At 63.9% G+C, this 14,670-nt stretch carries 12 protein-coding genes; 9 read left to right on the top strand and 3 right to left on the bottom strand.

The features are described 5' to 3' along the window. Positions 1 to 35: 35 nt before the first annotated feature. The gene (locus FFM81_RS21395; protein WP_025418032.1) at positions 36 to 1,370 is read right to left on the bottom strand and encodes an LLM class flavin-dependent oxidoreductase; all 1,335 of its coding nucleotides are present in this window, start codon (positions 1,368 to 1,370) and stop codon (positions 36 to 38) included. A gap of 316 nt (positions 1,371 to 1,686) precedes the next feature. Between FFM81_RS21395 and FFM81_RS21390 the strand changes: the two genes are divergently transcribed. Beyond that, positions 1,687 to 2,904, top strand: a complete 1,218-nt coding sequence (locus tag FFM81_RS21390; protein WP_025418034.1) for an SfnB family sulfur acquisition oxidoreductase — start codon at positions 1,687 to 1,689, stop codon at positions 2,902 to 2,904. Positions 2,905 to 2,982: 78 nt separating this feature from the next. On the opposite strand, the gene FFM81_RS21385 is transcribed toward FFM81_RS21390, so the two are convergent. Together FFM81_RS21385 and FFM81_RS21380 are read right to left on the bottom strand one after the other, a co-directional pair. Next, positions 2,983 to 4,191 (bottom strand): acyl-CoA dehydrogenase family protein, encoded by a 1,209-nt coding sequence (locus tag FFM81_RS21385; protein ID WP_138384629.1) that lies wholly within the window; start codon positions 4,189 to 4,191, stop codon positions 2,983 to 2,985. A 72-nt stretch (positions 4,192 to 4,263) separates the two neighbouring features. Further along, positions 4,264 to 5,310, bottom strand: coding sequence for a substrate-binding domain-containing protein (locus tag FFM81_RS21380; RefSeq protein WP_128399389.1), 1,047 nt, complete (start codon positions 5,308 to 5,310; stop codon positions 4,264 to 4,266). 235 nt (positions 5,311 to 5,545) lie between these two features. Here FFM81_RS21380 and FFM81_RS21375 point away from each other — a divergent pair, with 235 nt between their 5' ends. From FFM81_RS21375 to FFM81_RS21340, 8 genes are all read left to right on the top strand, one after another. Next, the gene (locus FFM81_RS21375) at positions 5,546 to 7,030 is read left to right on the top strand and encodes a sugar ABC transporter ATP-binding protein (protein WP_173883831.1); all 1,485 of its coding nucleotides are present in this window, start codon (positions 5,546 to 5,548) and stop codon (positions 7,028 to 7,030) included. Further along, positions 7,027 to 8,088: an ABC transporter permease gene (locus tag FFM81_RS21370; RefSeq protein WP_138384631.1), complete on the top strand. Its 1,062-nt coding sequence runs from the start codon at positions 7,027 to 7,029 to the stop codon at positions 8,086 to 8,088. The genes FFM81_RS21375 and FFM81_RS21370 overlap by 4 nt, the downstream gene beginning before the upstream one ends. 19 nt (positions 8,089 to 8,107) lie before the next feature. Then, positions 8,108 to 9,505 (top strand): LLM class flavin-dependent oxidoreductase, encoded by a 1,398-nt coding sequence (locus FFM81_RS21365; protein ID WP_138384632.1) that lies wholly within the window; start codon positions 8,108 to 8,110, stop codon positions 9,503 to 9,505. 123 nt (positions 9,506 to 9,628) lie between these two features. Next, the gene (locus FFM81_RS21360) at positions 9,629 to 11,239 is read left to right on the top strand and encodes an ABC transporter substrate-binding protein (RefSeq protein WP_003571928.1); all 1,611 of its coding nucleotides are present in this window, start codon (positions 9,629 to 9,631) and stop codon (positions 11,237 to 11,239) included. A 40-nt stretch (positions 11,240 to 11,279) separates the two neighbouring features. Next, positions 11,280 to 12,269 carry an ABC transporter permease gene (locus tag FFM81_RS21355; protein WP_138384633.1) on the top strand — a complete coding sequence of 330 codons (990 nt, stop codon included), beginning with the start codon at positions 11,280 to 11,282 and terminating at the stop codon, positions 12,267 to 12,269. After that, positions 12,266 to 13,099, top strand: coding sequence for an ABC transporter permease (locus tag FFM81_RS21350; protein ID WP_138384634.1), 834 nt, complete (start codon positions 12,266 to 12,268; stop codon positions 13,097 to 13,099). The genes FFM81_RS21355 and FFM81_RS21350 overlap by 4 nt, the downstream gene beginning before the upstream one ends. Then, positions 13,096 to 13,887 (top strand): ATP-binding cassette domain-containing protein, encoded by a 792-nt coding sequence (locus FFM81_RS21345; RefSeq protein ID WP_138384635.1) that lies wholly within the window; start codon positions 13,096 to 13,098, stop codon positions 13,885 to 13,887. Before FFM81_RS21350 ends, FFM81_RS21345 begins: the two co-directional genes overlap by 4 nt. Further along, entirely contained in the window at positions 13,884 to 14,663 is a 780-nt protein-coding gene (locus FFM81_RS21340; protein WP_128399382.1) for an ABC transporter ATP-binding protein, read from the top strand. The genes FFM81_RS21345 and FFM81_RS21340 overlap by 4 nt, the downstream gene beginning before the upstream one ends. Positions 14,664 to 14,670 lie beyond the last annotated feature (7 nt).

Below are 14,670 nucleotides of genomic sequence, written 5' to 3'. Positions count from 1 at the left end.
CTCGCCGCGCGGAGCTGTGCCGCCGCAGCGTCGCCTCATGCGCCTGATACAAAGAACCGGTTCTCCGGACGCGGCAAGCCGAGATGTTCTCGCAGCGTCGTGCCTTCATATTCGCTGCGGAATAGGCCGCGGCGCTGAAGCTCGGGAACCAGCCGTTCGGTGACGTCGAGCAGACCCTGAGGCAGATAGGGAAAGACGATATTGAAGCCGTCCGAGCCCTCCTCGTCCAGCCAGCCCTCCATCTCGTCGGCAATGCTTGCCGGTGTGCCGACGAAGGCAAGGCCGGCATAGCCGCCGTAACGCTGTGCCAACTGTCGTACCGTCAGATTTTCTTCCGCGGCCAGCTTCAGCACTTGGGCGCGGCCGGTCTTGCTAGCATTGGTGTCGGGGATATCGGCTGGCAACGGCGCGTCGGGATCGAAGCCGGAAGCGTCGTGGCCGAGCGCGATCGAAAGCGAGGCAATGGCGCTATCATAATGCACCAGGCTGTCGAGCGTGGCGCGCTTAGAGCGGGCCTCCTCGATGCTGTCGCCGACGATGACGAAGGCGGCGGGCAGGATCTTTAGATGGTCGCGGTTGCGGCCGATCGCTTTCATGCGACCCTTGATATCGGCATAGAGCGCCTTACCGGCGGCAAGATCGCGCGGCGAACAGAAGACCATCTCGGCGGTTTCGGCGGCAAGCTGGCGGCCGGGATCGGATTGGCCAGCCTGGACAATGACAGGCCAGCCCTGCGGCGGGCGGGCGATATTGAGCGGCCCGCGGACACTCAGTTCCTCGCCCTTGTGAGCAAGCACATGCATTTTTTCCGGATCGAAGAACAGGCCGCTTTCCCGGTCGCGGATGAAGGCGTCGTCGGCAAAACTGTCCCAGAGGCCGGTTACAATATCGTAGAATTCGCGGGCGCGATGATAACGTTCGCCATGTTCCATATGTTCGTCGAGACCGAAATTGAGCGCGGCGTCGGGGTTGGACGTCGTGACGATGTTCCAGCCGGCGCGGCCGCCGCTGAGATGGTCGAGCGAGGCGAAACGCCGGGCGATGTGATAGGGCTCGTCGAAGGTGGTGGACGCGGTCGCGACAAGGCCGATGCGCTCCGTCACTGCCGCCAGCGCCGAGAGCAGCGTGAAGGGCTCGAAGGAGGTCACGGTGTGGCTGCGCCTCAGCGCCTCGACCGGCATGTTGAGCACGGCAAGATGATCGGCCATGAAGAAGGCGTCGAATTTCGCCCGCTCCAGCGCCTGCGCGAAGGACTTCAAATGTGCAAAATTGAAGTTGGCGTCCGGGTAGGAACCGGGATAGCGCCACGCGCCGGTATGCAGACTGACAGGACGCATGAAGGCGCCGAGGCGTAACTGCCGTGGGGTCATGATCTTCCTCATGGATCGGGCAAGGCAGCCGCCTGCCCCGGGCTGGACGTTTTTCCGCCGCTGCGGCGACGCACCGGACGACGGATACGTAGGAGGTCGCCGAATTCAAATCGAGGCCGGCAGCTCTATTCCGGGCAGGAATTTCCTCGCCTTCCCTCCCGCGCCGTCGCGCGAGGGTTGGACCGAAACACTAATCGCGACGGCCGGAGGCTGGTAAGCAAACACTTTTTATTTTCGACCGCATCTATAGAATTTGTACTCTTATCTCGGCGCTCGATTTCTTTCACCGATAGGATCGAAAGAATTGGAGACATCAATGAATACCGTGCTGAGGCAAGCAGATCAGATCCGGCCGGTGGCCGCCCGTATCGGCAGCGACGAGGAAGCGATCGCAACCGCCCGCAGGCTGGCGGCGCAATTTGCCGCGCGCGCCGCCGAGCGCGACGCCGACCGTCTCCTGCCCTTTGCCGAACTCGATCTTCTCGCGCAGTCCGGACTTCTGGCGATCACCGTGCCAGCGCAATATGGCGGGCTCGACGTGTCCAACGCCGTGCTTGCCGAGATCACCGCGATCCTGGCGCAGGCGGACGGTTCGATCGGCCAGATCCCGCAGAACCATTTCTATATTCTCGAGGCGCTCAGAACCGACGGCAGCGAGGAGCAGCAGCGCTATTTCTTCGGTCGGGTGCTTGCCGGCGACCGCTTCGGCAACGCGCTTTCCGAGCGCGGCACGAAGACGGTCGGCCATTACAACACCCGCATCACGCGCGACGGCCCGGGTTACCGGATCAACGGCCGCAAATTCTATTCGACCGGCGTCCTCTTCGCCGACTGGATCACCGTCTTTGCGCTCGATGCGGAGGAGCGGCTGACCATGGCTTTCGTGCCGAAGGGCACTGAAGGCGTCGAGATCGTCGACGATTGGGACGGTTTCGGCCAGCGCACCACCGGCAGCGGCACGACGATTTTCGAGAATGTCTATGTCAGTGCCGATTCCGTTGTCTTCCACCACAAGGGCTTCGAGCGGCCGACGACGATCGGATCCGTCGGCCAGATCATCCATGCCGGCGTCGATCTCGGCATCGCCAGGGCGGCCTTTGCCGAAACGCTTGAGTTCGTCAGGACGAAATCGCGCCCCTGGATGGATAGCGGCCTCGAGCGCGCCTCCGACGATCCGCTGACGATCGCCAAGGTCGGGCAGATTGCCATCCGGCTGGAAGCCGCAACGGCCCTCGTCGAGCGCGCCGGCCACAAGGTCGATGCCGCGCAGGTCGAGACGACGGAGGAAAAGGTGATCGCCGCGACGCTGGCGGTCGCCGCCGCCAAGGTGCTGACAACAGAGGTGGCGCTCGAGGCTTCGAATACGCTCTTCGAGCTCGCCGGAACCTCGTCCGTGCAGATCGGCCTCAATCTCGACCGCCACTGGCGCAATGCCCGCACCCACACGCTGCACGACCCGGTGCGCTGGAAATACCACGTCGTCGGCAATTATCATCTGAACGGCGTGACGCCGCCGAAGAACGGCGCGCTCTGAGTCTTCGGCTTATTCCAAATGAAAACCCCGCTGCCGGCGCCGGCAGCGGGGTTTGCTTTCCATATGGAAGCGCTCGCCTCAACTGTAAAGGCTGACCTCCGGTATCCTGCTGTTCAGCACGAATTCACCGACTTCCCTCGCCTTGTAGAACACCGGATCGTGCAGCGTGTGGGTGCGGACATTTCGCCAGAACCGGTCGAAGCGGTGTTTGTCCGCGGTCGAGCGTGCGCCCGTCAACTCGAAGACGCGCGAGGTAATGTCGAGCGAGGCATGGGTGGCGTGGACCTTGGCGGCATAGGCTTCCGCCGCCGCTTCGCCGCGCTCGCGCGCCGTTACATCGCGGCCGCGGGCAAGGCCGGCCTGCACTGCTGATGCCGCGCTGTCGGCAAGGGCTACTGAGGCCTTCAGTGTCGCGGTGAATTCGCCGACGCGCTCAAGGATATAGGGATCGTCGGCGGCGCGCTCGACGCCTGAGGTGATCCACGGCCGGGTGGTGGTTCTGACATAATCGACGGCCGCCTGCAGCGCGCCTTCGGCCGTGCCGAGATAAAAATTGACGAAGACCAGTTGGATGAACGGTGTGTTGAAGGTCGACAAAACAGGCGGCGCCACATCCGCTGCGGCGGGGACGCCGACGAAATCCTCCTCGTAGACGGGGAAATCGTGGAACTCGACGCTGCCGCTGTCGGACAGGCGTTGGCCGATATTGTCCCAGTCATCGTTGGCGACGTAACCCGGGCGATTGGTCGGCACGGCGAAGCCGGCGATCTTGTCGTCGAGCGTCGCATTGGCATTGATGTAGTCGGACACCCGGGCGGCGGTTGAGAAGGATTTGCGGCCGTTCAGCACATAGCCGTTGCCGCGGCGGGTGAGCACCAGTCCGGGGTCGCGCGGATTGACGGCTGCACCCCAATAGAGGTTCTTTGCCACCGTCTCGCTGCCCAGCGCATGGGCGCGCGCGGGTTCGAGCGCCCAATAGATATATTGGCTGTTGACATAGTGGTAGCCGAGCAGCTGGCCGATCGAGCTTTCGCCGCGGGCAAGAATGCGCACGAGCTTCAGCCCGTCGACCCAATCGAGGCCGCTGCCGCCGATTTCTATCGGATGCAGCGCGTTGAGCAGCCCGGCATTCTTCAGTTTGACGATCTCGGCAAACGGCGGCCGGCCGTCGCGGTCGAGATCGGCGGCGCGCCGGGAGAGGTCGGCCGAGATCTCCTCGGCCCGGGCAAAGAGGTCTTCTCGCGTCGGGTTGCGGCTCACCGCGAAGATGACATTGGACTGGCTCATTAGCGGAACTCCAATTGAAAAGAGGATCCGGCGCGAGCTACCGCCCCCGCCGGAAGGATCGAAGTGAAAGCCCTAGAACAGCTTGTCGGGGATCCAGCTCGCGGTCGCCGCGTCGCTCGTGCTGAAGGCCGGGATCTTTGCGGCCAGTTCCTCGATCGTCTTGACGCCGGCCGCGCGCAGGCTCTCCTGCGTCAGCAGCGTCGGCTTCACGGTAATCTGATGGGGAACCGTCTGGCCGGCGATTTCGAGGGCGGCGGCGCGGATGGAAACGGCGCCGACGACGGCCGGGTTGGTCGCGACGGTCGCGACCCACGGGCTGCCTTCCTCGGTGATTTCCTGGATATCGGCCGTGGAAACGTCGGCCGAATAGATCTTGAGCTTTTTCGATATGCCGAGGTCGTTGGCGGCGAGCTTCACGCCACGGGCGAATTCGTCATAGGGAGCGAAGACGACTGAAATATCGGGATTGGCGGTGAGCGCGGCCTTCGCCTGGTCGGCGGTCGAGGTCGCCGTCGTGTCGCTGACATTGCCGAAGCGGGCTTTTTCGACCACGCCGGTATTTTCGGACTTGAACTTATCCCAGACTTCGTTGCGGCGGTCGAGCGGCGCAAAGCCGGCGACATAGACGTAGCCGGCGCTGAAGCTCTTGCCATTGTCCTTCACCGCCTGTTCGAGAGCCAATGATGCGAGTTCGTGATCGCTCTGCTCCACCTGCGGAATCTTCGGATTGTTGAGGTTCACGTCGAAGGCCACCACCTTGATGCCCTTGTCGAGGGCCTGCTGCACGACATCGCCGAGCGATTCCGGCAGACCGTGATCGATGACGATGCCGGAGACGCCGAGATTGATCGCCTGCAGGATCTGCTCCCGCTGCTCGGCAGCGTCCTGCCGGCCGGGGAAGACGCGCAGGTCGATATCCAGCGCCTTGGCCTGGGCCTCAGCACCGGCCTGATAGGCCTGGAAGAAATCACCAGCCGAGATGTAGCTGATCAGTGCTACCTTCACGCCACCCTGGTCGAAGGGCGCCGGCGCGCCGGACAGGCCGTCGGCGCTTGCACCCTGAATGAAGATGAAGGGAATGACGGCGGCAGACAGTGCAAGCCGTGCGAGGGATTTCATCGTCGCGTTCCTTTTAGCAAAAAGAGGCGTCGTCTGACAGGACCGGCAGCCCTCGCGACGCGTTGGATTATTTAGATATAATCTCTATGTTTTTAGTAGAGTAAATGATCCGATTTTACCTGCTGCGGGAGATTCTTTGTTTCCCGCAGACAGTTTGCAAGGGAAAGGCGTGCCTGGAGTTCGACCGCCCGGAGAGGGCACACTCCCGATACCGATACAGCCCCGGACAGAATCGATGCCGCTTCTTCAGATCGAAAACCTCACCCGCAGCTTCGGCTCGACACGGGCACTTGCCGGTGCCGATCTTTCGATGGAGCGTGGCGAGATCGTGGCACTGATGGGGGCCAATGGCGCGGGCAAATCGACGCTGGTCAAGATCCTGTCCGGCGTGCTTGCGGCCGACGGCGGCAGGGTCAGTTTCGACGGCCGCCCCTTTGCACCACGCAGCCCGGCCGAAGCGGCAAGAGCCGGCGTCGTCACCGTGCATCAGTCGACCGATCTGGTCGGCGCCGCCGGACTGACTGTTGCCGATGCCCTGCTTCTCAACCGGTTCGCCGATCGCAGCACACCCTTCTTCGTCTCGCGCGCCGGCATTCGTCGCGCTGCACAGGCCATGCTCGATGCTGTCGGTTTCAGCCTTCCGCTCGATCGTGATTTCGGCGAACTCACCAGCGCCGACCGGCAACTCGTGGCAATCGCCCGAGCGCTTGCCAACCGCGCCGACCTCCTCATCCTTGACGAGCCGACGGCGAGCCTTTCCGGAGAGGAAAGCCGCCGCCTCTTCGATATTCTGCTCAGGCTTCGCGAGCGGGGCCTGGCAATCCTCTATATCTCCCATCGCACAGCCGATCTCGAAGCCATTGCCGACCGCGCGCTTGTCATGCGCGGCGGCCGCGTCGTCGGCACCTTCGCGCGGCCGATCAATTTTTCGGCCGCCATCGAGACGATGATCGGCCGCAGGCTGGATGCGGCCCGGCCGGATGCCCGGCCGGCGACAGGACCTGCGATTTTCGAGATGCGCGATATCAATCTTCTGCCCGGAAGTGTGACCTTCGATCTGTCGCTGCATGCAGGCGAGGTGGTGGCTGTGACCGGCGTGCTCGGCGCCGGCAAGAGCCGGCTGCTCCAGGCGATCTTCGGCGTGACGGCGCTTCACCGCGGTGCGATGTTCCTCGACGGCCGTCCCTACCGGCCGAAAAGCCCGGCCGAAGCGATCGCGGCGGGTGTCGCGATGGCGGCCGAAGACCGGCATCGTTCCTCGCTGATGCCGCCGGCATGGCCCGGCCATTCGCTGTCGGCGACGATCAGCCTGCCGCATCTCGGCAAATGGTATCCGCACGGTTTTCTCCTCGGCGGACGGGAGCGGCGCGAGGCCGAGCGGGCGATTGCCCGCCTCGGTATCAAGGCCGCCGGCCCGCTCGCTTCGATCTGGTCGCTGTCCGGCGGCAACCAGCAGAAGGCGGTGATCGCCCGCTGGGAGGCGGAACCAAGCCGGCTGCTGCTGCTCGACGAACCCTTTCAGGGCGTCGACGTCGGCGCCCGCCACGACATCATCCGGGCAATCCGTTCCCGCACCGACCGGGCGACGATGATCGCGACCTCCGATCCGGAGGAGGCCTATGAGGTGGCCGACCGCATCCTGGTCATCGACCACCACGTGTTGGAACCCGCTGCAGGCGGCTTTGCCGCTCTTTCCGCCACTCAGGAAATATCCGCATGACGACGATCGACAACGACACTCTTTCCCAGGCAAACGCGCGGCCAAAGACGCCGCCTGAAGCCGAGAGCGGCCGCCTCGCCGCTCTCGGGGCCTTCCTGCGGGCGGGCGCGGTGTTCATCCTGCTTGCGGCTCTCGTCGTGGGCTTTGCCATCGCCGAGCCCGCCTTCATCAATATTGCCAATCTGATGAGCATCCTGCAGGCAGTGTCGGTGGTTGCGATCCTCGGGGCCGGCGTCACCGTCACGCTGGCTGTTGGCGGCTTCGACCTGTCGATCGGCGCGGTCGCCGCATCAAGCGTCATGGCGGCGAGCTATGCGATGATCGTCTGGGGTCTGGATGCCTATGCGACGGTGCCGCTGGTGCTCGCCTTCGGCGCCTTGGTCGGACTCGTCAACGCCCTGCTGATCGTCCGCCTGAAGGTGCCGGACCTGCTGGCGACATTGTCGACAATGTTCCTGCTTTCCGGCCTGCAGCTGATCCCGACTGCCGGCCGGTCGATTTCAGCAGGCCTCACGCTGCCTGACGGCTCGAAGGCGACCGGCGCCTACGACCCCGTCTTCCTGCTGATCGGCCGCTACAGCATCCTCGGCACCTTGCCCGTTTCCGTGGTGCTGATGACGGCGGTCGCCGTCGCGCTTTTCATTCTCACCGAACGCACCCGCATCGGTCGGCTGCTGTTTGCGACAGGCGGCAACGAGGTCGCCACCCGGCTTGCCGGCGCCTCGACCGTCAGGCTGAAGACGCTGGCCTATGTCCTGTCGGGCACGCTGGCCTCGCTCGGCGGCATCGTCATTGCCGCCCGCGTCGGGCGCGGCGACATTTCCTCCGGCGGCTCGCTGCTGATGGATTCTGTCGCCGCCGCGCTGATCGGCTTTGCCGTTCTCAATCTGCGCCGACCGAACGTGCTCGGCACCATCGCCGGCGCCGTCTTCGTCGGCGTGCTCCTGAACGGCCTCACCATGCTGAACGCTCCCTACTACACCCAGGATTTCGTCAAGGGCGCCGTGCTCGTCGCAGCCTTAGCCCTGACCTACGGCCTCGGCCGCAGCAATTCTTAAATTCCAAGGAAGAAAAGACATGACCCGCCAAATCAGGCTGAACGCCTTCGACATGAATTGCGTCGGACACCAGTCGCCGGGGCTCTGGCGCCATCCGCGCGACAAGTCCTGGACCTACAAGGATCTCGACTACTGGGTGCGTCTTGCAAAGACGCTGGAGCGCGGCAAGTTCGACGGGCTGTTCATTGCCGACGTGCTCGGCGTCTACGATGTGCTGAACGGCAATGTCGATGCGGCTCTTCGCCATTCGGCGCAGGTGCCGGTCAACGATCCGCTGCAGCTCATCCCGACCATGGCTTATGCGACCGAGCACCTCGGTTTCGGCCTGACGGCATCGCTTTCATTCGAGCATCCCTATACCTTCGCCCGCCGCATCTCGACGCTCGACCACCTGACCAAGGGGCGCGTCGGCTGGAATATCGTCACCTCCTATCTCAACAGCGGCGCGCTCAATATCGGCCAGCCCGCGCAGACAAGACATGACGATCGCTACGACCTTGCCGAGGAATATCTGGAGGTCTGCTACAAGCTCTGGGAGGGAAGCTGGGAGGACGGCGCGGTTGTCCGCGATCGCGAGACCGGCATTTTCACCCACCCTGATAAGGTTCATGCGATCGGCCACTCCGGCAAGCATTTCAACGTGCCGGGCATTCACTTGAGCGAGCCTTCGCCGCAGCGCACACCAGTGCTCTACCAGGCTGGCGCTTCCAGCCGCGGCAAGGATTTCGCCGGCGCCCATGCCGAATGCATTTTTGTGGCGGCGCCGTCGAAACCCGTGCTCAAGCGCTACGTCGCCAATGTCCGCGAGGCCGCCGAACGCATCGGCCGCAACCCGCGGGAAATCCTCGCCTTCAACCTGCAGACCGTCGTCCTCGGCGAGACGGATGCCGAGGCGCAGCGGAAGTTCAACGAGTACCGCAAATACGCCTCCTTCGAGGGCGCGCTGACGCTGATTTCCGGCTGGACCGGTATCGATTTCGGTCAGTTCGGGCCGGACGAGGTGCTGCGCCACCGTCATACCAATGCGGTGCAGTCGGCGGTCGAGACCTTCACGACAATCGATCCGGCCAAGGAATGGACGGTGCGCGAAATGGCCGACTGGGTCGGCGTCGGCGGTTTCGGCCCGGTTTTCGTCGGCTCGCCGCAGACCGTCGCTGATCTGATGCAGGAATGGATCGAGGACACTGATGTCGACGGCTTCAACCTTGCCTATGCCGTCACGCCCGAAAGTTTTGAGGATGCGGTCGATCTGCTGGTGCCGGAACTGCAGAAACGCGGCGTCTACAAGACCGACTATACCAAGGGGACGCTGCGGGAAAAACTCGGGCGCGCCGGACCGCGTCTTGTTGCCCCGCATCCGGGTGCGGCCTATCGCAATCTCTTCAAGGAGCCCGCCCGTTTCGCGGCCAGTGGTTGAGCGAATAATGGCTGGGTGACAAAAAATGTCTCGCGGTGTCCGAGGTTTAGAATTTAACCTCTATGACAATCGCCATTTCACCCTGAATATGAGCGCTTGAAATTCGATCGATCAGGAGGGGTCATGACCGTAGCATCTATCTCGCGGCGCACGCTGATGAAGGGCACCGCCCTGCTCCTCGCTTCGACGGCGCTCGCTCGCCAGGCGCTGGCGCAGGCCACGCCTGCCGGCGGCCGGCTGATCGTTGCGGCAGATTCCGAGCCGAAGAACCTCAACCCTGCCATTGTCGCTTCGAACGGCGTCTTCTTCATCGCCAGCAAGGTGATCGAGCCGCTGGCCGAGGCCTCGTTCGACGGCAAGGACGGGCTGGCGCCGCGGCTTGCCACCTCCTGGGAAGGGGCGCCCGACGGCCTCTCCGTCACCTTCAAGCTGCGCGACGGCGTCACCTGGCACGACGGCAAGCCATTCACCTCGGTCGATGTCGCCTTTTCCGCGCTCAATATCTGGAAGCCGTTGCAGAATCTCGGCCGCCTGGTCTTTGCCAATCTCGAAGCCGTCGATACCCCTGACGATTACACCGCCATCTTCCGCTTCTCCAAGCCGACGCCGTTCCAGCTCATCCGCAATGCCCTGCCCGTTGTTACAAGCGTCGTCGCCAAGCACATTTTCGACGGCAGCGATATCGCCACCAATCCGGCCAACAACAAGCTTGTCGGCACCGGCCCCTTCACCTTCGCCGAATACAAGCCCGGCGAATACTACCGGCTGGCGCGCAATGAGAACTACTGGGACAAGGATCAGCCGAAGCTCGACGAGATCGTCTTCCGCGTGCTGCCCGACCGCGCGTCGGCGGGTGCGGCACTCGAAGCCGACGAAATTCAGCTTGCCGCCTTCTCCGCGGTGCCGTTGGCCGATCTCGACCGCATCTCCAAGGTCGAGGGCATCAAGGTGATCTCCAAGGGTTATGAGGCCCTGACCTATCAGCTCGTCGTCGAGATCAATCACCGCCGCAAGGAGCTCGCCGATCTCAGGGTCCGCCAGGCGATCGCACAGGCGATCGACAAGAAGTTCGTCGTCGACACGATCTTCCTCGGTTATGCAGCCGCTTCCACCGGCCCGGTGCCGAAGAACGCGCCGGAATTCTATACATCCGATGTCGCGACCTATGAATTCGACCCTGCCGCCGCCAACGATATTCTCGACAAGGCAGGGTACAAACAAGGCGCGGACGGCAACCGCTTCAAGCTAAAGCTGCGCCCCGCACCCTATTTCAACGAGACCCGGCAGTTCGGCGATTATCTTCGCCAGGCGCTCGCCGTGATCGGCATCGATGCGGAAATCGTCAATGCCGATGCGGCCGCACACCAGAAGGCGGTTTACACAGATCACGATTTCGACCTTGCCGTCGGTCCGCCGGTCTTCCGCGGCGATCCGGCAATCTCCACCACCATTCTCGTTCAATCCGGCACGCCTGCTGGCGTGCCCTTCTCCAACCAGGGCGGCTACGTCAATCCGGAGCTCGACAAGATCATCAAGCAAGCCTCCGAGACCGTCGATACGGCGGCCCGCACGGATCTCTATCGAAAATTCCAGGAGCTCGTCGTCGCCGATCTGCCGCTGATCAACGTCGCGGAATGGGGCTTCATCACCGTTGCGCGCGACAGCGTGCTCAACGTCTCCGACAATCCGCGCTGGGCCGTCTCGAACTGGGGCGATACCGCGCTGCAGTCGTGATAGGATCGGCGGCAATTCTCTTCCAGAGGCCCTGTCCGGCGTGAAACGTGCAATCATCCTCCTGAGGCGCAGGGCGATCAGCGCCATTCCCGTGCTGCTGATCGTGGTCATCTTCACATTTTTCCTGCTCGAATCCGCCTCGGGCGATGCCGTCGACGCCTATCTCGGCTCGATCGGCGGCGGCGATGCGGCACTGAGGCAGTCGCTGCGTGAGAGCTACGGCCTCAACCAGTCGATGCTTGCGCGCCTCTGGCTTTATCTCACTTCTCTGGCGCGGTTCGATCTCGGCTGGTCGGTCGCCTTCAACAGGCCGGTCGGCGAACTGATCGCCGAACGCCTGCCCAATACGCTGCTCTTGATGGGCAGTGCGACGGCGCTCTCCTTCGGCCTCGGCTCGGCGCTCGGCATCCTTGCCGGCGCGCGGCCGGGCAGCGCAAGGGACCGGCTGTTATCGATCGGCTCGCTTGTTGTTTATGCCATACCGAGCTTCTGGCTTGGCCTCGTCCTCAGCATCGCCTTTTCGGTGAAGCTGCGCTGGTTTCCGGTCGCCGGCATCGAGACGATCGCTTCGGGCAAGACAGGGTTTTCCCGGGCGCTCGACATATCGGCTCATCTGGTTCTGCCGGTCGGCGCACTCGCCTTGATCTATCTCGCTCTGTTCCTGCGAGTGATGCGCGCCGGCATGGCTGAGGCCTGGAAATTGGATTTCGTTCTCTTCGCCCGCGCCAAAGGCCTGTCGCGCAGCCGTATCGTGCTGCGCCATGTCGCGCGCAACGCACTGCTGCCGCTCGTCACCATGCTCGGGCTGCAATCGGCCGCCATGCTTGGCGGCAGCGTGGTGATCGAGAGCGTCTTTGCCATCCCGGGTTTCGGGCGGCTGGCACAAGAGGCGGTCAACGGCCGCGACGCGCCGCTGTTGATGGGAATTATCGTCACCAGTGCCGTCCTCGTCATTGCGGTCAATTTTCTTGTCGATCTCGCCTATGCCGCGCTCGACCCGCGCATCGGCACTTCGGAGGGCGGCGCATGAGCCGTTTCCGACGCCTCCTCAGCACGCCGGAAGGCGTGGCCGGGCTTGCGATCCTTGCCGTTCTGCTTTTAGCCGCGCTCTCAGCTCCTATCGTCTCGCCGGGTGATCCGCTCAGGATTGCCGGCCGGGCGCTGCTGCCGCCATTCGCCGATCCGGCCTTTCCGCTCGGTACGGATCGCTTGGGTCGCGACGTGCTCGCCGGCCTCATTTATGGCGCGCGCACCTCGCTTGCCGTCGGCCTTGCCGCGGCGTTTTCCGCGATGATCCTCGGCGTCTGTGTCGGCATGGCGGCGGGTTTTGCCGGCGGGATCGTCGACGAGGCGCTGATGCGTGTGGTCGACGCCTTCCAGATCGTACCGGGTTTTCTGCTGGCGCTCGCCTTCGTCAGCACCATCGGTGTCTCGACGCCCGTTGTCGTTCTAGCCATCGCGCTCGGCGCCTGGGCCGATCCGGCGCGGCTGACACGGGCGCAGGTGTTGGCGATCCGCGAGCAGGACTACGTCGCCTCGGCAAGGGTGATCGGCATGCATCCTGTGGAGATCGCTTTCCGGGAAATCCTGCCGAACGCGCTGCCGCCGGTGCTGGCGCTTTCGGCCACGATCGTTGCCGGCGCAATCCTCACCGAGGCGGCGCTTTCCTTTCTTGGCCTCGGCAATCCGAATATCGCCACCTGGGGTTCGATGATCGCCGAAGGCCGCAGCGTCTTGCGATCGGCCGCCTATCTCTCCGTCATCCCGGGTGCGGCACTTGCCGTGACCGTGCTCGGCGTCCATCTGTTCAGCGAGGGTCTCGTCAACGCGCTTGCCGATGACGGCGGGAGGACGGCATGAGCGGCATTTTCTGCAGCCTCCGGCAGTTTTCGGTCACCTATGCGCGCGGCAACAAAGCTGCCGCGCTCGACCGCATCGATCTCGATATCAAGGCCGGCGAAAGGCTGGCGATCATCGGTGAAAGCGGCTCCGGCAAGAGCACGCTTGCCCGTGCGCTCGCCGGTCTGCTGCCTGACGGAGCGAAAGTCGGCGGCGAGATGCACTGGCCGGCACTCGGCCATCCGCCCCGCCCGGGCCGCGATTTCGGCTTCGTCTTCCAGGATCCGGGCACGAGCCTCAATCCGCTGCTGACGATCGGCGAGCAGATTGCCGAGGGCGCCAGGCGCCATCTCGGCCTCGGCTGGAAACCGGCCTTAATCAGAGCCGAGGAATTGCTCGGGCGGGTGCGGATGCCGCAGCCCGACAAGGTGCTGCGGGCTTTTCCGCACCAGCTTTCCGGCGGCCAGCGCCAGCGCGTGGCGATCGCGGCGGCAGTTGCCGCAAGGCCGGCGCTGCTGATCGCCGACGAGGCGACCAGCGCGCTTGACGTCGTGGTCCAGGCCGAGATTGTCCGCCTGCTCGACGGATTGGTGCGCGAGGACGGCATGACGCTTGTTTTCATCACCCACGACATCGCGCTCGCCTCCGGCTTTGTCGACCGGATCGCCGTCTTCCGCGATGCGCGCCTCGTCGAGGCAGGCCCGGTCCGTTCGGTGCTTTCGGCGCCGAGAAGCGACTATACCGCGGTCCTGATCGCCAGTCATCGCGACCTCTCAACGCCACCGCTGATCGCGGAGGCGTCCCCATGAGCCCGCTGCTTTCTATCGAAAATATCTCGAAAGGCTTTTCGTCGGCGGGCCGCCAGATCATCGCTCTCGATAATGTTTCGCTAACGATCGCAGCCGGGGAAACGCTCGGTCTGGTCGGCGCCTCCGGCAGCGGAAAATCGACGCTATCGCGTATCCTGCTGCGGCTAGTTTCCTGCGACGCCGGCTCGATCCGCTTCGACGGCGAGGATTGGCTGACGCTGAAGGGTGCTGCCCTGCGCCGCAAACGGGCGCGCATGCAGATGGTGTTTCAGGATCCGCTCGCCGCCTTCAACCCGCTGGCGACGGTCCGCACGGTTCTCGACGATCCGTTGCGCATACACGGCATTGTCGCCAGGGACCGTCGCCCCGGCGAGATCGCAATGCTTCTCGAACGGGTCGGCCTGACCGCCGATCATGCAAATCGGCCCGTTCGTGCGCTCTCCGGCGGCCAGCGTCAACGTGTGGCGATTGCCCGGGCGATCGCGACACGGCCGTCGCTGCTGGTGCTGGATGAGGCGGTCTCGGCCCTCGACGTCACCGTGCGCGGCAGGATCCTCGAACTTCTGGTCGATCTGCAGAAGCAACAGGGCATTGCCTGTTTGTTCATTTCGCATGATCTTGCCGTGGTCCGCGCCGTCTCCCACCGCGTCGCCGTCATGGATGGCGGGCGGATGGTCGAGACCGGTCCGGCAGCGGCGATCGTTGCCGCGCCGCAATCGGCGGCCGCCCGCGCCCTTGTTGCAGCCGTTCCGTGTCTCGTGACCGACCCGTCCTGAAGGAGAT

This window comes from Rhizobium hidalgonense (assembly GCF_005862185.2).
Taxonomy (GTDB): Bacteria; Pseudomonadota; Alphaproteobacteria; order Rhizobiales; family Rhizobiaceae; genus Rhizobium; species Rhizobium hidalgonense.
Note: the sequence above shows the minus strand (reverse complement) of the source record. Positions and strands in the feature narration are given on the sequence as shown.